Annotated in this window: 16 protein-coding genes; 15 read left to right on the forward strand and 1 reads right to left on the reverse strand. The window is 43.5% G+C overall.

All coding sequences use genetic code 11. From position 1 onward, the window contains the following. Window positions 1-45 precede the first annotated feature (45 nt). The 4 genes from AC0L13_RS08060 to AC0L13_RS08075 all read left to right on the forward strand — a co-directional run bounded on the left by AC0L13_RS08060 (window position 46) and on the right by AC0L13_RS08075 (window position 4411). The gene (locus tag AC0L13_RS08060; RefSeq protein WP_473645703.1) at window positions 46-1017 is read left to right on the forward strand and encodes a SpoIVB peptidase S55 domain-containing protein; all 972 of its coding nucleotides are present in this window, start codon (window positions 46-48) and stop codon (window positions 1015-1017) included. Between the two features lie 209 nt (window positions 1018-1226). Beyond that, entirely contained in the window at window positions 1227-2015 is a 789-nt protein-coding gene (gene spo0A, locus AC0L13_RS08065) for a sporulation transcription factor Spo0A (RefSeq protein WP_473645706.1), read from the forward strand. A gap of 109 nt (window positions 2016-2124) precedes the next feature. Further along, window positions 2125-3714 carry a DUF342 domain-containing protein gene (locus AC0L13_RS08070; RefSeq protein ID WP_473645708.1) on the forward strand — a complete coding sequence of 530 codons (1590 nt, stop codon included), beginning with the start codon at window positions 2125-2127 and terminating at the stop codon, window positions 3712-3714. Beyond that, window positions 3689-4411 (forward strand): glycerophosphodiester phosphodiesterase, encoded by a 723-nt coding sequence (locus AC0L13_RS08075; protein ID WP_473645710.1) that lies wholly within the window; start codon window positions 3689-3691, stop codon window positions 4409-4411. The genes AC0L13_RS08070 and AC0L13_RS08075 overlap by 26 nt, the downstream gene beginning before the upstream one ends. A gap of 50 nt (window positions 4412-4461) precedes the next feature. Here AC0L13_RS08075 and AC0L13_RS08080 read toward each other — a convergent pair whose 3' ends face one another. Continuing rightward, window positions 4462-4692, reverse strand: coding sequence for a DUF2627 domain-containing protein (locus AC0L13_RS08080; RefSeq protein WP_440500512.1), 231 nt, complete (start codon window positions 4690-4692; stop codon window positions 4462-4464). 126 nt (window positions 4693-4818) lie between these two features. Here AC0L13_RS08080 and AC0L13_RS08085 point away from each other — a divergent pair, with 126 nt between their 5' ends. The 11 genes from AC0L13_RS08085 to meaB all read left to right on the forward strand — a co-directional run bounded on the left by AC0L13_RS08085 (window position 4819) and on the right by meaB (window position 19988). Then, the gene (locus AC0L13_RS08085; RefSeq protein WP_473645713.1) at window positions 4819-6852 is read left to right on the forward strand and encodes a sigma 54-interacting transcriptional regulator; all 2034 of its coding nucleotides are present in this window, start codon (window positions 4819-4821) and stop codon (window positions 6850-6852) included. A gap of 14 nt (window positions 6853-6866) precedes the next feature. After that, on the forward strand, window positions 6867-7775 hold the full coding sequence (gene yqiS, locus AC0L13_RS08090; RefSeq protein WP_473645716.1) for a phosphate butyryltransferase: 909 nt from the start codon (window positions 6867-6869) through the stop codon (window positions 7773-7775). Window positions 7776-7805: 30 nt separating this feature from the next. Continuing rightward, window positions 7806-8903, forward strand: a complete 1098-nt coding sequence (bcd, locus tag AC0L13_RS08095; protein WP_473645718.1) for a branched-chain amino acid dehydrogenase — start codon at window positions 7806-7808, stop codon at window positions 8901-8903. 49 nt (window positions 8904-8952) lie between these two features. Next, on the forward strand, window positions 8953-10035 hold the full coding sequence (gene buk / locus AC0L13_RS08100) for a butyrate kinase (protein ID WP_473645720.1): 1083 nt from the start codon (window positions 8953-8955) through the stop codon (window positions 10033-10035). Window positions 10036-10065: 30 nt separating this feature from the next. After that, window positions 10066-11493, forward strand: coding sequence for a dihydrolipoyl dehydrogenase (gene lpdA, locus AC0L13_RS08105; RefSeq protein ID WP_473645723.1), 1428 nt, complete (start codon window positions 10066-10068; stop codon window positions 11491-11493). 77 nt (window positions 11494-11570) lie between these two features. Then, entirely contained in the window at window positions 11571-12578 is a 1008-nt protein-coding gene (locus tag AC0L13_RS08110) for a thiamine pyrophosphate-dependent dehydrogenase E1 component subunit alpha (RefSeq protein ID WP_473645726.1), read from the forward strand. After that, a complete protein-coding gene (locus tag AC0L13_RS08115) occupies window positions 12578-13561 on the forward strand; it encodes an alpha-ketoacid dehydrogenase subunit beta (RefSeq protein WP_473645729.1) in 984 nt (327 codons plus the stop codon). Before AC0L13_RS08110 ends, AC0L13_RS08115 begins: the two co-directional genes overlap by 1 nt. Before the next feature lie 20 nt (window positions 13562-13581). Then, the gene (locus AC0L13_RS08120) at window positions 13582-14892 is read left to right on the forward strand and encodes a dihydrolipoamide acetyltransferase family protein (protein WP_473645732.1); all 1311 of its coding nucleotides are present in this window, start codon (window positions 13582-13584) and stop codon (window positions 14890-14892) included. 190 nt (window positions 14893-15082) lie between these two features. Beyond that, a complete protein-coding gene (locus tag AC0L13_RS08125; RefSeq protein WP_473645735.1) occupies window positions 15083-16756 on the forward strand; it encodes a methylmalonyl-CoA mutase family protein in 1674 nt (557 codons plus the stop codon). Then, complete coding sequence (scpA, locus tag AC0L13_RS08130; protein ID WP_473645738.1) at window positions 16753-18906, forward strand: methylmalonyl-CoA mutase; 2154 nt, start codon at window positions 16753-16755, stop codon at window positions 18904-18906. Before AC0L13_RS08125 ends, scpA begins: the two co-directional genes overlap by 4 nt. Before the next feature lie 32 nt (window positions 18907-18938). Next, entirely contained in the window at window positions 18939-19988 is a 1050-nt protein-coding gene (gene meaB, locus AC0L13_RS08135) for a methylmalonyl Co-A mutase-associated GTPase MeaB (RefSeq protein ID WP_473646908.1), read from the forward strand. Window position 19989: the final 1 nt, after the last annotated feature.

Below are 19989 nucleotides of genomic sequence, written 5' to 3' on the forward strand. Positions count from 1 at the left end.
CTGAACGGACATACCAATAGTATCTTTCAGACGAGGAGGTGAAACATGGGATGGAGTAAACGACTGATGTTATCCGCTTCGTTTGCCACGCTATTGCTTTTCCTGCCGTTCCAAAATGATATTTCCGCTTCGTCGAGTGAACGGGTAATTCCGATGGGACATTCAATTGGTATTCAAATGGATTTGTCGGGCATTTTTGTCACAAATGATGTATTGATCAACAATGAGCAATGGTTAAAGGCGGGCGACTCCATCATCCGTCTAAATGGGACAGACATCATCAGTCTCAGCGATTTCGAACAAGTCATGGCGAAAGTGAATAAAGGGAAAATCCGCATGAATATCAGTCGAAAAGGCGAGTCTGTTGAAGTGATGGCGGAAAAAGAAGCCGTAAATCGTCTCCTCCCGTTCCTAAAAGATCGAACAGAAGGAACTGGGACTTTGACATATGTCGATCCGAATCGAGGCACTTATGGAGCCCTTGGCCATCAAATCGTTGACAGCTCCTTGAAATCTCCACCGCCTTTTAAAAATGGCGCAATTTACCTTTCTGAAATTGAACAAATCAAGAAAAGTACACCAGGTACTCCGGGTTACAAAATCTCCTCCATTGTTGATGATGATGAGTATTTAGGCACAATCCAAACCAATGGAATTTACGGAATATTCGGCACGTGGAACGATGCTCATAAGGAAGTGTTAGCTGATCCACTCGAAATTATGCAACCCGCAGAACTACAAGCGGGGGCAGCGGAAATTTTTACTACGGTAAAAGGGACGGAAGTCGAAAAATTCTCCATCCGAATCACTGACGTTGAGGAGGAGCAGTTCCATTTCATTTTAACCGATGCAAAATTGCTGGAAGAAACCGGAGGAATTTTACAAGGTATGAGTGGAAGTCCAGTCATCCAAAATGGAAAATTTGTTGGGGCAGTCACTCATATGTTTGTTGATGAACCAAAAAAAGGTGCCGGCTTATTTTTAGTCACGATGCGTGACGGGGAACGAAGACGGTGAAAAAGAAGTCGATCCGAATCTGGATCGGCTTTTTTCATTGAATTTCGTCGAATAATGACGAAACCGTAATGCGTAAGTTTCATTTTTCAAAAAAGGAAAGGAATGTTCAAATATTTGTCGAATTTTTCCTTTACAGCAGTTCAATTTCATGCGAATAATATATTCATGGGAGTAATGTAATGGATGAATAATGAGTAGGGGGAAACGGGATGGGGAAAGTAAGGATAGCAATTGCGGACGACAATAAAGAACTAGTGAACACGATGAATGCATATTTCGATCAGCATCCAGATTTAGAAGTGATTTGGACAGCGCATAATGGCAAGGTCTGTCTATCCATGTTACAAGAGAACAAGCCTGATTTACTTCTATTGGACATTATTATGCCGCATTTGGACGGAATTGCAGTGTTGGATACAATAAAAAAGGATTCAGCATTAGCTGATATGCACATCATTATGTTAACAGCATTCGGGCAAGAGGACGTCATGGCACAGGCAGGTGGCTTGGGGGCTTCCTATTTTATGTTGAAACCTTTTGAATTTGACAGGTTGGTCTCGCAAATCTTCCAAATATCGGGTACGCAAAAACAGTCCAAACCGGTCGTTCAAAAGTCGGTGGAAGCGGATTCCACGATATCACAAAGAGTGCTGGACACAACCATTACGTCAATTATAAAAGAAATCGGCGTTCCAGCTCATATTAAAGGCTATGCCTTCCTTAGAGAGGCTATCCAAATGGTCTACACCGACGTCGATTTGCTCGGTTCAGTTACAAAAGTTCTTTATCCGGATATTGCAGAGAAGTATAAAACTACCCCATCCCGTGTCGAGCGTGCAATTCGGCATGCGATTGAAGTTGCGTGGAACCGGGGGAATTACGACGTCATTTCAAAAACATTCGGCTATACAGTCCATCATTTGAAAAGCAAGCCTACCAACAGTGAATTCATTGCAATGATTGCAGATAAAATACGTTTAGAGCATGTAGCAAGTTAATTGGTATCATTGAATAATTTCCTTATCCGACACCGTGATTTTCGCGGTGTCTCTTTTTTAACATTACATTGTGGAAATATTGTTTTAACTTTATAATGGAAAGGATGAGTTGAATAGTAAATGGGGTGTTGAATTGTTAGTGCAAAATGATTTTTTTAGTTTATATGTAACAGGTGAAGATGTATTAATCGATTTGAATAAAACCGGTTTTCCATTAAAATCGTTTGACATGATTATCAATCAAAACCCAAGAGTCAAAATCAGCTCTTTTCCTGCATTGAGAAAAGCTTTGACGGAAGTTGGGAATGGACATAAAATCGGATATTATTTACCTCTTATCGAAGTCATCGTATCATCTGACAAGATGAAAGCAGAAGTCATCATTAATATGACAATAACCGAATTTCAATCGGAGAAGCACCAACTGCTTCACCTCATAAGAAAATCATTGGAGGAAAACGGCATCGTTTTTGGAATTATCGACCTGAACGAAGATGACTTTTTCCCAGGAACTGCCATCTTGGCTGCGGTCGGACGGGAGCCGGAGAAAGGCGCAGATGCACAACTTACATATATAGAGAAGCCGGAAAAGAGGCCGGTCATACGTGAAGACGGCTTGGCGGATTACTATGAAATGAATTTTGTTACGCATGTTGAAGAAGGCGACTGGTTGGGCGAGAAAATACCGCCTGCTGACGGGAAACCTGGAAAGGACATATTTGGAGACACGGTTGATGCGATTCGAGGAAGTGACGCTAAGCTTCGGTATGACCGGAAATCCGTTGTTGAAGTTGAGGAGCAAGAGAAAGTCGTTCTTCGTGCCCTTTTCGGTGGCGCGCTTGAGTTCATCGATGATTACGTGAGCGTTGGAAAACATTTGATTATCAATGGAGACGTCGGCCTTGAAACGGGATCCATTACGTTTGACGGTGCTGTAACCGTATATGGAACGGTGATGGCGGGATACTCTGTAAATGCAACTGGAGATATATCCATTGAAGGGAACGAAGGCGTGACGAATGCCAAGGAGATCTGTTCGTCGGAAGGAGATCTTTATATTAAAGGTGGCGTTTTTGGAGGAGATATATCCCTCATAGAGGCAAGTGGAGATATATTCATCAAACATGCAAATAATTGCAAGATTTTTGCGAAGAACATTAATGTCGGGTTATATATATTGGGTTCTGATGTAGTTGGGGAAACGGTAATCGTTGATAAAAACAGAGGGAAAATAATTGGAGGCCGTATTGAAGCTCTTTTCAAGATTGAATGCGGATTTGCGGGCAATGCCCATGAAAGGACTACCCATTTAAACGCAAAAGGGATTGATAAAGATTTAATTTATCAAGAGATTCAACAAATGGCTTTGGAATTGAAAGAGCTGCAAAAAACATCTCAGCATATCGAAAGCCAATTAACAGTAATTGGAGGCGAGCAGTCTAAACAATTACAAGGAGATCAAGCGGAGGCATACGAAAAACTGAAAATGACACTGAAAGCAAGTAGGGATAAAATGTTTGAACTTGATCGGGAAATTCAGACGGGACTCTATAAAATAAAAACAGCAGTACCACCACGAATTGAAGTTGCGAAGGAAGCTTATCCAGGTGTCATTATCCAAATCGGCCAAAAATCGAGCTTACTTAATAAACCGACGAGAGGTGTATTTGAAGTTGTCGACAACGTCCTTAATGTGTAAGCCGATCGTATTCGCTCATAGAGGTGCGTCCGGCATCTGTTTTGAAAATACGATGAGTGCATTTAAAGAAGCAGTAAGGCAAAAGACGGATGGCATAGAACTTGATGTACAATTGACGGCGGATGGGGTTCCTGTAGTTGTTCATGATGTTGATCTTTATAGGATTGCGGGAATTCGAAAAAGGGTTTCTTCCATTCATTCAAGTGAGCTAGCAGGCGTGAAAGTCGGTAGAAAATTGTTTAGGCGCTTCATTGGGCATCGTATACCAACCTTAAGGGAAGCTGTTACATTTTGCGAATTGAACCATTTAGCTTTAAACATCGAGTTAAAGGAGACTGTTTCCGAAAGGCCAGAATATTTGAGGGGAATTATCGACATGGCCATCATGTTGGATAACGTCCATATTTCGTCATTCGATCCCGAAATACTAAAAAAAGTGAAAGATATGGGGACTACTATCGAAACGGCTTTGCTCGTCAAAAGAAAAACGACAGATTGGAATCAATTGGAGAACTACTATTATGTGGATGGGTTCAATTTTCATAAACGATTGTTGAAAGAACCATATAGTAGCGCTTTAATCGCAAGCGGAAAGAAATTACGAGTCTATGGCATGACCGGAAAGGAAATAATCGCTGCTCAACCACCTTTTTACATCAACGGCTGGATTACAGATTTCCCTGGAAGGTTTAAATGAAAAAGGACATCGGCAAGTATCAGCCGATGTCTTTTTATTTTACTGAACTATTACTTGAAGCGCTCTTGTACCCGTCCCTTCCGGCGATCGCGGCGTAGAAGGAAACCTGCAAAGAATGCAAGGCCTGCGCCGAACATGAGAAAGCCGACTGTAAATTGGAGCCAGATGAAAGGGAATGGACTGAATTGGATCCCGAATAGAGAATCACGCATAAGCTTAATGCCACCCGCAGTGATAAGTATTGGAATCAAAAGAACGATAAATGCCGCCATACGTGCCATAATATCAATCTCCTTACTAAAATTAATTTTACCCGCTCAACAATTATTGTCAAGGACGGTACAATCGTGTATGATGAATATAGATTTGCAAAAGATTGCATGGTGCTAAAAGGAGATTGAATATCCTTGCAAAATGTACTCATTGTTGGAGCAGGATCCGGAGGAAAGAAAATACTGAACCTGCTATTGAACTCGAATTTCATGAATGTGTCGGCAATTGTCGATATTGATGAACAGGCACCAGGACTTGCAATCGCCAAGAAACTAGGAATCTCACATGGTTCCGATTGGAAGCGGTTCTTGACAGATGAAGTCCATATAGTTTTTGATGTAACTGGGGTTAAAGCGGTTTTTGATGAGTTGGTGAAAAACATTCAAATGCATACGTTATTGATTCCTGGTTCAGTCGCGAATCTACTCGTAGGCCTCTTGAATGAAAATGATCAAATCATCCGGAAGATTCAAACGGAAATGGATAGGCAACAACTCATTTTCAATTCAATTGATGAAGGCATGATTGGGATTGATCGCGAGGGCAATATTGATTTTATTAATGAAAGCGCTTGCACGATGTTGGAAGTTTCTGATTTCGATGCAATCGGCAAATCGATTTTTGAAATCATACCAGACAGCAAATTGGTTAGAGTCCTTACATCAGGGATGCCTGAAGTGAACGACGAGTTGATTCTGCCGAACGGAGTAAAAATTGTAAGTTCACGTTATCCGCTCATTTCCGCAGATGGGAAAACATTCGGCGCGTTTGCAGTATTCAAGGATGTGTCGGAAGTTGTCAAACTTGCAGAAGAAATTACCGATTTGAAATCAGTTAAGACGATGTTAGAAGCGATCATCCATTCAAGTGATGACGCAATTTCAGTTGTAGATGAAAAGGGGAATGGTATACTTGTCAATCCCGCGTACACCCGCATAACAGGCCTATCAGAAGATGAGGTGATCGGGAAACCGGCTACAGTCGATATTAATGAGGGCGAAAGTATTCATATGAAAGTATTGAAGACGAAAAAACCAGTCCGAGGAGTCAATATGCGGATTGGGGAAGATAACCGGGATGTCATTGTAAATGTTGCTCCAATTGTTGTCAATAAGCAAGTGAAAGGCAGCATTGGCGTTATCCATGATATTACGGAGATGCGCAGTCTTATGAAAGAGCTTGATTGGGCAAGGCAAACAATTAGGAAATTGGAGTCGACTTGTACATTTGATGATATCCACGGGAGCTCATCAGATATCAGTCTTGCAATCGATCAGGCAAGGATTGCCTCGAAATCGGATGTCCCGGTCATTTTACGCGGCGAAGCGGGGTCCGGGAAAGAACTGTTTGCAAACGCAATCCATAGCGGAAGTAATAGGAAGTCAAACAAGTTCATCCGATTGAACTGCAGTGCAATCGACCCAGCTGTAATGGAAAAGGAAATATTCGGGGACACGGGTATACAGGACACGAGTTCGTTAATAAGGATCGGATTGTTGGAAGAAGTTGGAAGTGGAACTCTCTTCTTGGATGAAGTGACTGATTTGCCATTATCCGTCCAATCTCGGCTTCTCGATTATTTGCAACATGCATTGGCTCGGATGGACGGTCAACACTCTTTAACAACAGCGCGAATTATAGTGGCCACATCTAAAAACCTAGAGAAGGCAATCCATGATGGTACATTCAATATGGAATTGTATTATATGCTGAATCGTTTATCGATCCAAATTCCATCACTGCGTACGAGGAAAACGGATATCCCCGAAGTGGCCATTCATCTTTTGAAAAAGCTGAATCAGGAGTTTGGCATGAATGTGGAAAGAATATCCGACGAAGCGATGGAGCGGCTTCAGAATTATGAATGGCCTGGGAATGTGCGCGAACTAGAAAATGTGTTAAGCCGTGCAATGATTTATATGAAGCATGGATCAGCGTCAATCGGGGAAGAGGACATTCGAAGGTCTCTTTTCACGAATGAAGTGAAGACTGGCGAAGATGTCCTTCCTGAAATAAGTACACTGGCTACAGTCATGGATGATTACGAACGAACCGTATTGAAAAAAGCTTTGGATGAACACGATGGAAACAAATCATTGACAGCAAATCGACTTGGCATTTCACTGCGCTCCCTATATTACAAACTGGAGAAATACAAACTGATTTAAAGGAGGCTTCTGATATGTCAACACTGGATGTCTTAGTAGAAAGAACAGCTACTTCCGGTACAAGGGTCGTCTCTGTTGCTTGCGCTGCAGATACGGAAGTGCTGGAAGCTGTAGAAATGGCAATTATGAAAGGAATCGCATCTTTTCTTCTATTTGACGATGAAGAACGTTTGCATCTGACAATTAAAGATCGTTTCCCTGAATTGGATGGACATCCTTATGTTACGATTATCCATGCTAATAGCAAGAAAGAGGCGGCAGAGAAATCTGTTCGCGCTGTCTCAAGCGGGGAAGCACAAGTGCTGATGAAAGGCAACTTGCCGACAGCAGTCATATTGAAAGCTGTATTGAACGGAGATTACGGTCTACGCTCAGGAAAAGTCCTTTCCCATGTAGCGGCATTCGAAGTAGAAGGATATGATCGGTTGCTTTTCGTAACAGATGCAGGCATGAATATCTCCCCTAATTTGGAGGAAAAAGCTCAAATCATTAGGAACTCGGTGGCAACCGCAAGAGCATGTGGGGTGGAACTACCAATTGTTGCTCCACTTGCAGCAATTGAGACGATCAATCCGGTGATGACACCGACAACTGATGCTGCATCACTCGTTGTCATGAATCAAAGAGGGCAAATAAAGGATTGCATCATTGACGGACCGCTCGCCTTGGACAATGCGGTATCGATTGAATCTGCAAGACATAAAGGGATAACGAGCGAAACGGCGGGCCGTGCTGATATTCTCGTCGTGCCTTCGATTGAGGCAGGAAATATATTATATAAATCACTTATGTATTTCGCAAAGGCGAAAGTCGGCGGAATCATTCAAGGCGCCAGAGCTCCGATCGTGTTAACATCAAGATCGGATAGCGCTGGAACAAAGCTTTATTCATTAGCATTAGCTATTCAGTCATCTAAAAACTAATAACGGACAATCCGGAGGAGGAACTGCTTTATGGAAATTTTTAAATATATGGAAACTCACGATTATGAACAATTGGTCATCTGTCAAGATAAGACGTCAGGATTGAAAGCAATCATCGCAATCCACGACACAACTCTTGGACCTGCGCTCGGCGGAACACGAATGTGGACGTATGCAAGTGAAGAAGAAGCGATCGAAGACGCTCTTCGACTAGCAAAAGGAATGACATATAAAAACGCAGCCGCAGGACTGAACTTAGGCGGAGGCAAGACAGTCATTATCGGAAATCCTAAAACAGACAAAAACGATGAAATGTTCCGTGCGTTCGGTCGTTTCATCGAAGGATTGAACGGAAGATATATTACGGCAGAAGACGTGGGTACAACTGAAGAGGATATGGATCTGATCCATTTGGAAACTGATTATGTAACAGGTGTTTCCGCAGAGTTCGGTTCTTCTGGAAACCCATCTCCAGTGACAGCATTCGGTGTTTATAAAGGGATGAAAGCAGCAGCTAAAGAAGCTTTTGGAAGCGATTCTCTTGAAGGCAAAACGGTTGCCGTACAAGGAGTCGGCAACGTTGCATACACTTTATGTGAATACTTGCATGAAGAAGGCGCAAAGCTGATTGTTACTGATATTAATAAGGAAGCGGTTCAACGTGCGGTTGAAGCATTCGGCGCAACAGCTGTTGAGACGGACGAAATCTACTCGCAAGATGCTGACATATTTGCCCCTTGCGCATTAGGCGCCATCATCAATGATGAAACGATTCCTCAATTGAAAGTGAAAGTTATCGCTGGTTCAGCGAATAATCAATTGAAAAATCCAGAACACGGGGACATTATTCACGAAATGGGCATCGTTTACGCACCAGATTACGTTATCAATTCAGGTGGAGTCATCAATGTAGCTGATGAGCTTGCAGGTTATAACCGGGAACGCGCATTGAAACGGGTTGCGGGCATTTACGATACGATTGAAAAGATTTTCGCGATCTCTAAGCGTGACAACATCCCTTCATACGTTGCAGCGGACCGGCTAGCAGAGGAACGAATCGCACGGGTTGCCAAATCACGCGGCCAGTTCCTTCAAAATGAAAAAAGCGTCCTATCAAGAAGGAAATAAAAATTTATTTTGTGTTTTAGGAAAGTACCGACCGATAGGAGGGATGGCGGTGCAAAGGAAGAGCTTTCGGATCCTAGTTATTAATCCTGGATCCACATCAACGAAAATCGGTGTGTACGATAATGATCAACTTGTTTTTGAAAACACATTGAGACATCAAGCGGAAAAGCTTGCACAGTTCACATCTGTCATCGATCAATACAATTTTCGAAAAGATGCCATCCTCTCTTCATTGGAAGTTGGCGGCATCCAATTAACAGACCTGGATGCCGTCTGTGGAAGAGGCGGATTGCTCCGACCGATTTCTGGCGGTACATATATGGTCAATAAAGCCATGCTCAATGACTTGAAAAAAGGTTTTTCCGGTCAACATGCTTCCAATCTTGGTGGCATCCTTGCAAATGAAATTGCCGCTGAAGTCAAAATCCCTGCATTCATCGTCGACCCGGTAGTTGTCGATGAAATGCAGCCGATTGCCCGTATTTCAGGGTTTGCCCCAATTAGCAGAAAATCGATTTTTCATGCGCTCAACCAAAAGGCGGTTGCGAGAAGATATGCGAAGCAGGTAGGCAAAAGTTATGATGAGCTCCGATTGATTGTCACCCATATGGGAGGCGGTATAACAGTTGGGGCACACTGTTACGGAAAAGTAATTGACGTCAACAACGGTTTGCATGGTGACGGACCGTTCAGCCCTGAACGGGCAGGAACGGTTCCAATCGGCGAATTAGTCGATCTATGTTATTCAGGAACTTATTTCAGAAAAGAAATTATGGAAAAACTTGTCGGTCAAGGCGGTCTCGTCGGTTATTTAGGGACGAATGATGCTGTTACGGTCGAAAAGAGGATAGCGGCGGGAGACGAGAAAGCGGCATTATTATATGAAGCAATGGCTTATCAAGTCGCAAAAGAGATCGGAAGCGCTGCAACTGTGCTTGAAGGCAAAGTCGACGCGATTCTTTTGACCGGTGGCCTCGCATACGGCAAGGAATACGTAGACATGATCGCAAACCGAGTCGGATGGATTTCCGAGGTAATCACCTATCCCGGAGAAGATGAATTGCAAGCTCTTGCAGAAGGTGCTCTACGGGTGATGAATGGTGAAGAGCAAGCTAAAAACTATCCTGCTTGATGGATAGCTAAATGGAGGCCTTGATTACTAATGGCAAACGAATACGATGTAGTGATATTAGGCGGAGGCACCGGTGGATATGTTGCCGCAATTCGCGCTGCACAATTAGGACTTAAAACAGCGCTTGTGGAAAAGGATGCGCTCGGCGGAACATGCTTACATAAAGGATGTATACCGAGCAAGGCATTATTGAAAAGTGCAGAAGTATATCAAATGGCAAAGAACGAAGCTTCTCACTTTGGTGTCGATACGAAAGAGACCACATTGAATTTCGCACGGGTTCAGACTAGGAAGGACGAAATCGTTCAACAGTTGCATAAAGGTGTCATCGGACTTATGAAAAAAGGAAAAATCGACGTGTATGAAGGCCACGGCCGCATGTTAGGTCCATCGATCTTTTCCCCAATGCCTGGAACGATTTCTGTTGAAATGAACAACGGAGAAGAAAATGAAATGCTCGTTCTGAAAAACCTCATTATCGCAACTGGTTCCAGACCCCGCACTTTACCTGGATTGGAAATAGATGAACAACAAGTTCTTTCCTCGGACGGTGCTCTTAAAATGACGGAACTTCCGAAATCAATGCTTATTGTTGGCGGAGGCGTCATAGGAATCGAGTGGGCTTCGATGTTGAATGATTTCGGTGTGGATGTCACGGTAATCGAATACGCAGATCGAATCATACCGACAGAAGACGAGGACATTTCGAAGGAAATGAAAAAACTGTTGGCGAAAAAGGGAATAACTTTCGTAACAGGAGCAACAGTTGCAGCAGACACCCTAACGAAAACTGAAGTGTCTGTAACGATTTCTGCAGAAGTTTCTGGAGAAATGAAGGAATTTACAGCGGAGAAAATGCTCGTTTCAGTAGGAAGACAAGCGAATGTCGAAGGAATCGGCATTGAAAATACCGAAATTCAAATTGAAAACGGCTTTATTAAGACGAAGCCGACTTTCCAAACGAAGGAAAGCCATATTTACGCAATCGGAGATGTAATCGGTGGACTTCAGTTAGCACATGTAGCTTCTCATGAAGGCATCGCTGCCGTGGAGCATATCGCGGGACATACGACTGAACCGATCAATTATACGAACATTTCTAGATGCATTTATTCAAGTCCTGAAGCAGCGAGCGTCGGTCTTACTGAAGTGCAAGCTAAAGAAAAAGGCTTTGATGTTAAAGTTGGCAAGTTTCCATTTGCTGCAATCGGCAAGGCGCTTGTAAATGGGAATGCCGACGGTTTTGTGAAAATTATTGCCGATAAAAAAACGGACGATATAGTAGGTGTCCATATGATAGGCGGGCATGTGACGGATTTGATTTCAGAAGCTGGCTTGGCAATGGTTCTCGATGCAACCCCGTGGGAAGTGGCTTCAACAATCCATCCACATCCGTCACTGTCCGAAGTGATCGGTGAAGCATCCCTTGCAGTGGATGGCATTGCAATTCATATGTAATACAAATTGCCGGAAACGGCTATCTGTGTAATTTCAAGCACCGATCATTTGAATTGGATTAAGAAGGGGGTTTTAACATGGTTAAAACACGTCATGAAGAATTGGGATTGACGAATGAGGACGTATTGGAAATTTATGAAACGATGGTTATGGCAAGACGATTAGATGAGCGTATGTGGCTTTTGAATCGCGCAGGTAAAATTCCGTTTGTCATTTCATGTCAAGGGCAGGAAGCGGCTCAAGCGGGAGCTGCATATGCACTCGATAAAGAAAAGGATTGGATTGCGCCGTATTACCGTGATATGGGCGTTGTCCTTCACTTCGGGATGACACCGAAAGAACTGATGCTTTCGGCTTTTGCGAAAGCAGAAGATCCGAACTCGGGCGGTCGTCAAATGCCCGGTCACTTCGGTCAGCGAAAAAATCGCATTTTGACGGGGTCTTCACCTGTTACGACGCAGCTTCCGCACGCAGTAGGCGTTGCGCTTGCAGCGAAAATGAAAAAAGAGGATTTCATCACATTCGTAACATTAGGAGAAGGTTCATCCAACCAAGGTGATTTCCATGAAGGGATGAACTTTGCAGGCGTCCATAAATTGCCGACAGTCATCATGGTTGAAAACAATAAATATGCAATTTCAGTGCCTGTTGAAAAACAACTTGCTTGTGAAAATGTTTCGGACCGTGCCATCGGATATGGAATGCCTGGTGTAACAGTCGACGGAACAGATCCTTTAGAAGTGTACCGCGTTGTTAAGGAAGCGGCCGATCGGGCACGCAATGGCGAAGGTCCGAGCCTCGTAGAAACTGTTTGTTATCGATTGACGGCCCATTCTTCAGATGACGATCATCGACTATATCGGGATGCAGAAGAGCTTGAAAACGAGCGGAAACTTGATCCGATTCCTAAGTTTGCAGCTTATTTACGAGAAACAGGCGTCATCGATGAAGCATACGAAAAAGAGTTAGAAGAACGCATAATGGCAATCGTCAATGAAGCGACAGACTATGCGGAAAAAGCACCTTATGCAGAACCGGAGTATGCGCTTCGCCATGTTTATAAAGAAGAAGGGGGGAACGAATAATGGCCGTCATTTCGTATATTGATGCAATTACCCTTGCCATGAAAGAAGAGATGGAAAGGGACGAAAACGTATTCGTTCTTGGAGAAGACGTTGGAAGGAAAGGCGGCGTTTTTAAAGCGACGACCGGCCTCTACGATCAATTCGGTGAATACCGTGCGCTCGATACGCCGCTAGCAGAATCAGCAATTGCTGGCGTAGGGATTGGTGCTGCGATGTATGGTATGCGTCCAATCGCTGAAATGCAGTTCGCCGATTTCATTATGCCTGCCGTAAACCAAATCGTGTCCGAAGCGGCAAAGATCCGTTATCGATCCAATAACGATTGGTCTTGTCCAATTGTAATCCGTGCTCCGTTCGGCGGTGGGATCCACGGTGCTTTATATCATTCCCAATCGGTTGAGTCGATGTTCGCAAGTACACCAGGATTAAAAATCGTCATCCCTTCGACTCCTTATGACGCGAAAGGTTTGCTGAAAGCAGCGATTAGAGATGATGATCCGGTCCTCTTTTTCGAGCATAAACGAGCTTATCGCTTAATCAAAGGTGAAGTTCCTGAGGAAGAATACGTACTTCCAATCGGAAAAGCTGATGTGAAGCGTGAAGGTGAAGATATAACAATCATCACATACGGGCTATGTGTCCACTTCGCTTTACAGGCTGCCGAAAGAATGGCTGAAGATGGAATCTCTACGCATATTCTAGACTTGCGAACAGTCTACCCGTTGGATAAAGAAGCAATCATTGAAGCTGCTTCTAAAACAGGAAAAGTATTGCTTGTCACTGAAGATAACTTGGAAGGCAGCATTATGAGCGAAGTGTCTGCAATCATTGCTGAAAACTGCCTATTCGATCTAGATGCACCGATTAAACGACTTGCAGGGCCTAATATACCGGCGATGCCTTATGCACCGACAATGGAAAAGTTTTTCATGGTCAATCCGGATAAAGTTGAAAAAGCAGCACGAGAGCTCGCAGAATTTTAATTGGAAAGGAGGTACATGTTATGACAATCGAAAAAATTGAAATGCCGAAGCTTGGAGAAAGTGTTACAGAAGGCACTATTGAAAAGTGGTTAGTAAAGCCTGGAGATGTTGTGAATAAATACGATCCTTTGGCTGAAGTGAACACGGACAAAGTAACTGCTGAAATTCCTTCCTCCTTCACTGGAACAATTAAGGAAATCATCGTCCAAGAAGGAGAAACTGTAGAAGTTGGAATTGTCGTTTGTACGATCGAAACAGAAGGCGGTTCAGAAGCTCCAGTTGAAGCAGTCCCTGCGAAAGAAGAACCGGCAAACGAAATGCCTGCTGCTGGCTCCCAAAAACCAGCTGCACCGATCAAAAGTGAAGCTGGAGCAGCTCGTTTTTCACCAGCGGTCATGAAAATGGCTCAAGAGAACAATATTGATCTTTCACTTGTCCAAGGTTCAGGTAAAGAAGGACGCATCACACGGAAAGATATCCAAAGAATTATTGATAGCGGAGAAATTCCGACCGCCAAATCGGTGCAAATCGAACAGACACCGAAAGAGGTGGAACAACAACCGGCAGCATCTGCACAAAGTGTATCCTCGACTAAGCCGGCAGAACCATCACCAGTGCCAACTGCTGTAGGTGATATCGAAATACCGATTACAGGTGTACGCCGTGCAATCGCGACGAATATGCTCCGCTCCAAACATGAAGCGCCGCATGCGTGGACGATGATTGAAGTGGACGTAACGAATCTTGTTCAGTACCGTGATTCATTGAAAAACGATTTCAAGAAGAAAGAAGGCTTCAATTTGACATATTTCGCCTTCTTCGTGAAAGCAGTTTCCCAAGCCTTGAAAGAATTCCCGATGATGAATTCCATGTGGGCAGGAGATAAGATCATTCAGAAGAAAGACATTAACATCTCCATCGCAGTTGCAACAGAGGATGCTCTATATGTACCTGTAATTAAACATGCTGATGAAAAAACGATCAAAGGAATCGGTCGCGACATTAATGAGCTCGCGTCGAAGGTCCGTTCCGGCAAATTGAAGTCAGATGAAATGCAAGGTGGTACATTTACTGTTAACAATACAGGTTCATTCGGCTCGATCCAATCGATGGGCATTATTAATTACCCACAAGCGGCAATTCTGCAGGTCGAATCAATCGTGAAGCGTCCTGTCGTCATGAACGGTGGAATGATTGCGGTACGCGATATGGTTAATCTCTGTCTCTCACTCGATCACCGTGTGCTCGATGGATTAGTGGCTGGCCGTTTCCTTGCACGTGTCAAAGAAATCCTTGAAAACATTTCAGCAGATAACACTTCTGTCTATTAATAAAGAGCAAAGCTGTCTCTCTGTGAGGGGCGGCTTTTTCTCTATATTTTTCAAGCAATCAATCTTTATCCTGTTTGCGCTTTCAAAGAAATAGCTAGTCAGGTAAACTATAAGTAGTTGATGAATAATTTAATACATTTTACATATTTACAGAAAGACTCGATCAAGCTCAGCGAAAGGGGTAACCTTAGTGACTGTTGATAATATGAAAAAAACGACCTTTGAAAAAACAGATTTCGAGCAATGGAAAGAACTTGCGATCAATTCTTTAAAAGGAAAGCCGTATGAGAAATTGACGACAGCGACATTGGAAGGCATAGAGCTCCGGCCGCTCTATTTTGAAAAAACAGAGCTCGACAGCTCATCTGTAGTCCAATCGATGAAGCGTAATGCCGGTTGGATCATTGCACAGCAGACGCTCGCTGCCAGCGGTGTTGAATTCTTGGAACAATTGGAGGGTTCGCTTGAAAAAGGGAATGAAGCAATTGTTTATGATGGCATACATCCTTTTGACTGGGATGATGATCAGCTCTTGCACTTATCGTCATTAATAGCTAAATATCCAGTTTTTCTTTTCAACGTTCGTAATGACGACCCGATTTTAAGGGCTTTTGATTTTGTCCATCATGAACTGAGGGAAACAGTTACAGGAATCATCCAAGTGAGTGATTGGATTATTCCTGTCGGTTATAAAGGCATTCGGACAACCGGGGCTGATGTATGGAATGCGCATCATGAAGGCGCAGATGCAGTGACTGAGCTTGCCATCGTAATGTCAGAAGCTTCTCGACTATCAATAAGCTATGAAAGCTTTCAAGCGTTCGCCAACAATTTCTTCGTCCGTTTTCCGATTGACACACATTTTTTCATGGAAATCGCTAAACTAAGAGCTTTTCGTGTATTATGGCAGGCATTTGCCAAAGCTTATAATGTCGATGAACCGCCATTTGTACCAGTGATGGCCGTAACGACTTTGCGCTCTTTCTCAAAGCTGGATCCGTACGTTAACATGTTGCGTGCAGGAAATGAGACATTCGCCGCGATCCTAGGTGGAGCAGACATTATCCAAGCGCATCCTCATAATATATTGACCGGTCCGAATGCAAGTTCAATTCGGTATAGCAGAAATATGCAGCTTGTTTTAAAAGAAGAAACACATGTGGAAAAAGTTCTTGATCCTGCTGGCGGCTCATATTTTATTGAAAAACTGACGGAAGAACTTGTTGAAAAGTCTTGGAATTTATTTTTGGATATTGAGAGTAAAGGCGGTATTGAGAATTTCCTTAAAAGTGGCCGCCTGAAGGAACAGTTTTCGAAGCTTCAATCAGAAACTGCAACGGGAAAAAAGGCTCTTATAGGCACGAATGTATATGCTGAACTTACATCGACAAACTTTGATACATGGAATGGCGTTAAACCGGTATCGCGCTTGGCCGAACCATTCGAGAAACTCCGTCTTTCATTTAGAGAAAATCAACCAAAAACTGCAATACTCGTATTTGGCAAATTGAAAGACTTCAAGCCACGTGCTGATTTCGTAACAGGGTTCTTATCGTCGGGAGGAATTAAAAGCAGTTGGAGCCCTCTATTCGAAAGTGCCAATGAGGCTGTTGAATGGTTAAATAATGAAAAACCGGATTATGCAATTGTTTGCGGTACTGACGAAATGATAGAAAATATTATGGAACCTCTACTAGAAAAGCTGCCGACAGGCATTTTGCTTGATGCAGCAGGGAAAATCGATGATGAAACATTGAATAATTGGAAACAAAGAGGTCTTAACGGAATGATCTACAATGGTCAGAATAAAATTGAGAAATTACAAAAAGTGTTTGTTTCGTGGCAGGGAGGTCTTCAGAAATGAATAAACCCGATTTCAACAAAGTTGATATAAGTAAAATAAACATCTCTGTAAATTCTACCGGAAATGAAACGCCTTTCCTTACGAATGAAGGCATTTCCATTAAGTCAATGTACAAGAGTTATGATATAGAAGGCATTGATCATTTGGAAGACATGCCGGGTATTGCTCCAAATACGAGAGGACCATACCCGACGATGTATGTTGCTCGGCCGTGGACCGTTCGCCAATATGCCGGTTTTTCAACTGCCGAAGAAAGTAATGCATTTTATAGAAGGAACTTGGCGATGGGGCAAAAAGGACTGTCAGTTGCTTTTGATTTGGCGACACACCGTGGCTATGATTCAGATCATCCTCGTGTGACAGGTGATGTAGGAAAAGCCGGAGTGGCAATCGATTCAGTCGAGGACATGAAAATCCTTTTTGACGGCATCCCGCTTGACCAAATGTCCGTCTCGATGACGATGAATGGAGCTGTGCTGCCAGTAATGGCGTTTTACATCGTGGCGGCGGAAGAGCAAGGTGTAACGCCTGAAAAGCTGGCGGGTACGATTCAAAATGACATATTAAAAGAGTATATGGTGAGAAACACGTACATCTTTCCACCTGAAATGTCGATGCGGATTATTGCTGACATTTTTGAATACACATCCAAAAACATGCCGAAGTTCAATTCAATTTCTATTTCCGGTTACCATATGCAAGAAGCAGGAGCGACCGCGGATATCGAGCTTGCTTATACATTGGCAAATGGGCTTGAATACGTGCGCACCGGATTGAAAGCTGGCATCGACATCGATTCATTTGCACCGCGTCTTTCATTCTTTTGGGCAATCGGCATGAACTATTTCATGGAAATCGCGAAAATGCGGGCGGCACGTAAAATTTGGGCACAAATGATGCAGTCTTTCAATCCGTCCAATCCTAAATCCCTTGCATTGCGTACGCATTCTCAAACGTCGGGATGGAGTTTGACGGAACAGGATCCTTTTAACAATGTTACACGGACATTAGTGGAAGCGAACGCAGCCGCTATGGGTCATACCCAATCATTGCATACAAATGCGCTCGATGAAGCGATTGCGTTGCCGACCGATTTCTCAGCACGGATTGCAAGGAACACTCAGTTGTTCCTTCAGGAAGAAACGAATATGACGAAGACGATTGATCCGTGGGGCGGCTCCTATTATGTCGAAAGGCTGACTGCTGATCTGATGGAAAAAGCATGGGAACTGATTGAAGAGATCGAGGACCTTGGAGGAATGGCAAAAGCAATTGAAACCGGCTTGCCTAAAATGAAGATCGAAGAAGCCGCTGCTAAACGTCAAGCAAAAATCGATTCTCGCACCGAAACGATTGTCGGTGTGAATAAATATCGACTTGAACAAGAAGAGCCTATCGATATATTGGAAATCGATAATACAGTCGTACGTCAAAAACAGATTGACCGTATCCGACAAATGAAAGAAAAACGAGATGAAGCGGAAGTCAAGACAGCTTTGGAAGCTATAACCGAGGCAGCGCGCAACGGAAACGGAAATCTCTTGGCGTTATCGGTAAATGCGGCTCGGACTCGGGCGACAATCGGAGAGATATCCGATGCAATTGAAAAAGTATCCGGGAGACATAAAGCGGTCATACGTTCCGTAAGTGGCGTCTACAGTTCGAATTTCTCAAATATGGAAGAAATCGATGAAGTGAAAGAGATGACAGACGAGTTTTTAGAAAATGAAGGTCGTCGTCCTCGTATTCTCATAGCGAAAATGGGGCAAGACGGTCATGACCGCGGTGCGAAAGTCATTGCATCATCATTTGCAGACTTAGGGTTTGATGTCGATATCGGTCCTTTATTCCAGACTCCTCAGGAAACTGCTTTGCAGGCGGCGGAAAACGATGTCCATGTCATTGGAGTTAGTTCACTTGCTGCCGGACATAAAACTCTAGTGCCAGCATTGCGCGATGAACTTTCGAAAATCGGAAGGGAGGACATCTTAATCGTCGTCGGAGGGGTAATTCCTGCCCAGGATTACGAATTCCTAAGAGAAAACGGTGCGACAGCCATTTTCGGACCGGGAACAGTCATACCTGTTGCTGCACAAAAAGTGATCGAAAACATTTACCGTGCTCTCGGTTACGAGGAAGTGACGGAGTGAGCAAGAAAGAACATTTACAAGATGACAGTGCAATGCACGTAATGGATGGCATTGAGTCAAGGCATGATGGCATCGTTTCCTCAAAACGCAAACGATTTATAAAAAAAGAAAAGAAAATCGAAATCGATTTATTATATGAAGAAATACGCAAAGGATCGAGGCTTCATCTTTCCAAAGCGATCACCTTATTGGAAAGTCGGGCGGAACATGACCAAAAGGCAGGGCAGAAGTTGTTGCGTAAACTGCTGCCGAATACAGGAGAAAGTATCCGTATCGGCATTACCGGTGTTCCTGGAGCGGGAAAGAGCACATTCATCGAAACGTTTGGTCTTCTATTGGCAGAGGCTGGCCATAAAGTGGCCGTCCTCGCCATTGACCCGAGTTCAACGGTGACTGGTGGGAGTATATTAGGCGATAAAACTAGAATGGAGGCGCTCGCAAAGCATCCGAACGCTTTCATTCGACCCTCACCATCTTCAGGAACACTTGGAGGCGTCCATAAAAAGACACGTGAAACGATGCTGCTATGCGAAGCTACGGGATACGACATCATTCTCATTGAAACGGTCGGTGTTGGTCAAAGTGAAACTGTTGTAAGAGGAATGGTCGATTTCTTCATACTGCTCGTATTGACTGGTGCAGGTGATGAGCTGCAAGGTATGAAAAAAGGGATTATGGAATTGGCAGATTGCATGATTGTCCATAAGGCTGATGGGGATAATTTAAAACTGGCCAAAAAGACGGTAAGGGAATACCGACAAATTCTTCATTTTCTTCAACCAGCGACTCCTGGCTGGACGACGACTGCATTGCCTGTCTCATCAATGGAACGCACAGGTTTTGAAACTGTGTGGGAAACGATACAAACATTTCATGACAAAATGGAGGCAAGCGGCGTTTGGCATGAAAGAAGACAGTCTCAGACGAAAGAATGGTTTCATTCGATGATCAGGGATCGGTTGATTGATAGTTTCTTTTCACAGCAAGGGAAAAAAGAGCTTGTTGCCGATCTGGAAAAACAATTGCTGACAGGCGAAATGACAGTTGCTAGTGCTGTGGACGCTATTCTTCCAATGGATTGAC

The organism is Sporosarcina sp. QA0331 (assembly GCF_055808055.1).

Bases quoted from the DNA above. Each gene is read 5' to 3' on its own strand.
- yqiS (WP_473645716.1), top strand. From the start codon at position 6,867: ATGTCAACACTGGATGTCTTAGTAGAAAGAACAGCTACTTCCGGTACA.
- AC0L13_RS08120 (WP_473645732.1), top strand. From the start codon at position 13,582: ATGACAATCGAAAAAATTGAAATGCCGAAGCTTGGAGAAAGTGTTACA.
- AC0L13_RS08060 (WP_473645703.1), top strand. From the start codon at position 46: ATGGGATGGAGTAAACGACTGATGTTATCCGCTTCGTTTGCCACGCTA.
- AC0L13_RS08115 (WP_473645729.1), top strand. From the start codon at position 12,578: ATGGCCGTCATTTCGTATATTGATGCAATTACCCTTGCCATGAAAGAA.
- AC0L13_RS08110 (WP_473645726.1), top strand. From the start codon at position 11,571: ATGGTTAAAACACGTCATGAAGAATTGGGATTGACGAATGAGGACGTA.
- scpA (WP_473645738.1), top strand. From the start codon at position 16,753: ATGAATAAACCCGATTTCAACAAAGTTGATATAAGTAAAATAAACATC.
- AC0L13_RS08080 (WP_440500512.1), bottom strand. From the start codon at position 4,692: ATGGCACGTATGGCGGCATTTATCGTTCTTTTGATTCCAATACTTATC.
- bcd (WP_473645718.1), top strand. From the start codon at position 7,806: ATGGAAATTTTTAAATATATGGAAACTCACGATTATGAACAATTGGTC.
- lpdA (WP_473645723.1), top strand. From the start codon at position 10,066: ATGGCAAACGAATACGATGTAGTGATATTAGGCGGAGGCACCGGTGGA.
- meaB (WP_473646908.1), top strand. From the start codon at position 18,939: ATGCACGTAATGGATGGCATTGAGTCAAGGCATGATGGCATCGTTTCC.
- spo0A (WP_473645706.1), top strand. From the start codon at position 1,227: ATGGGGAAAGTAAGGATAGCAATTGCGGACGACAATAAAGAACTAGTG.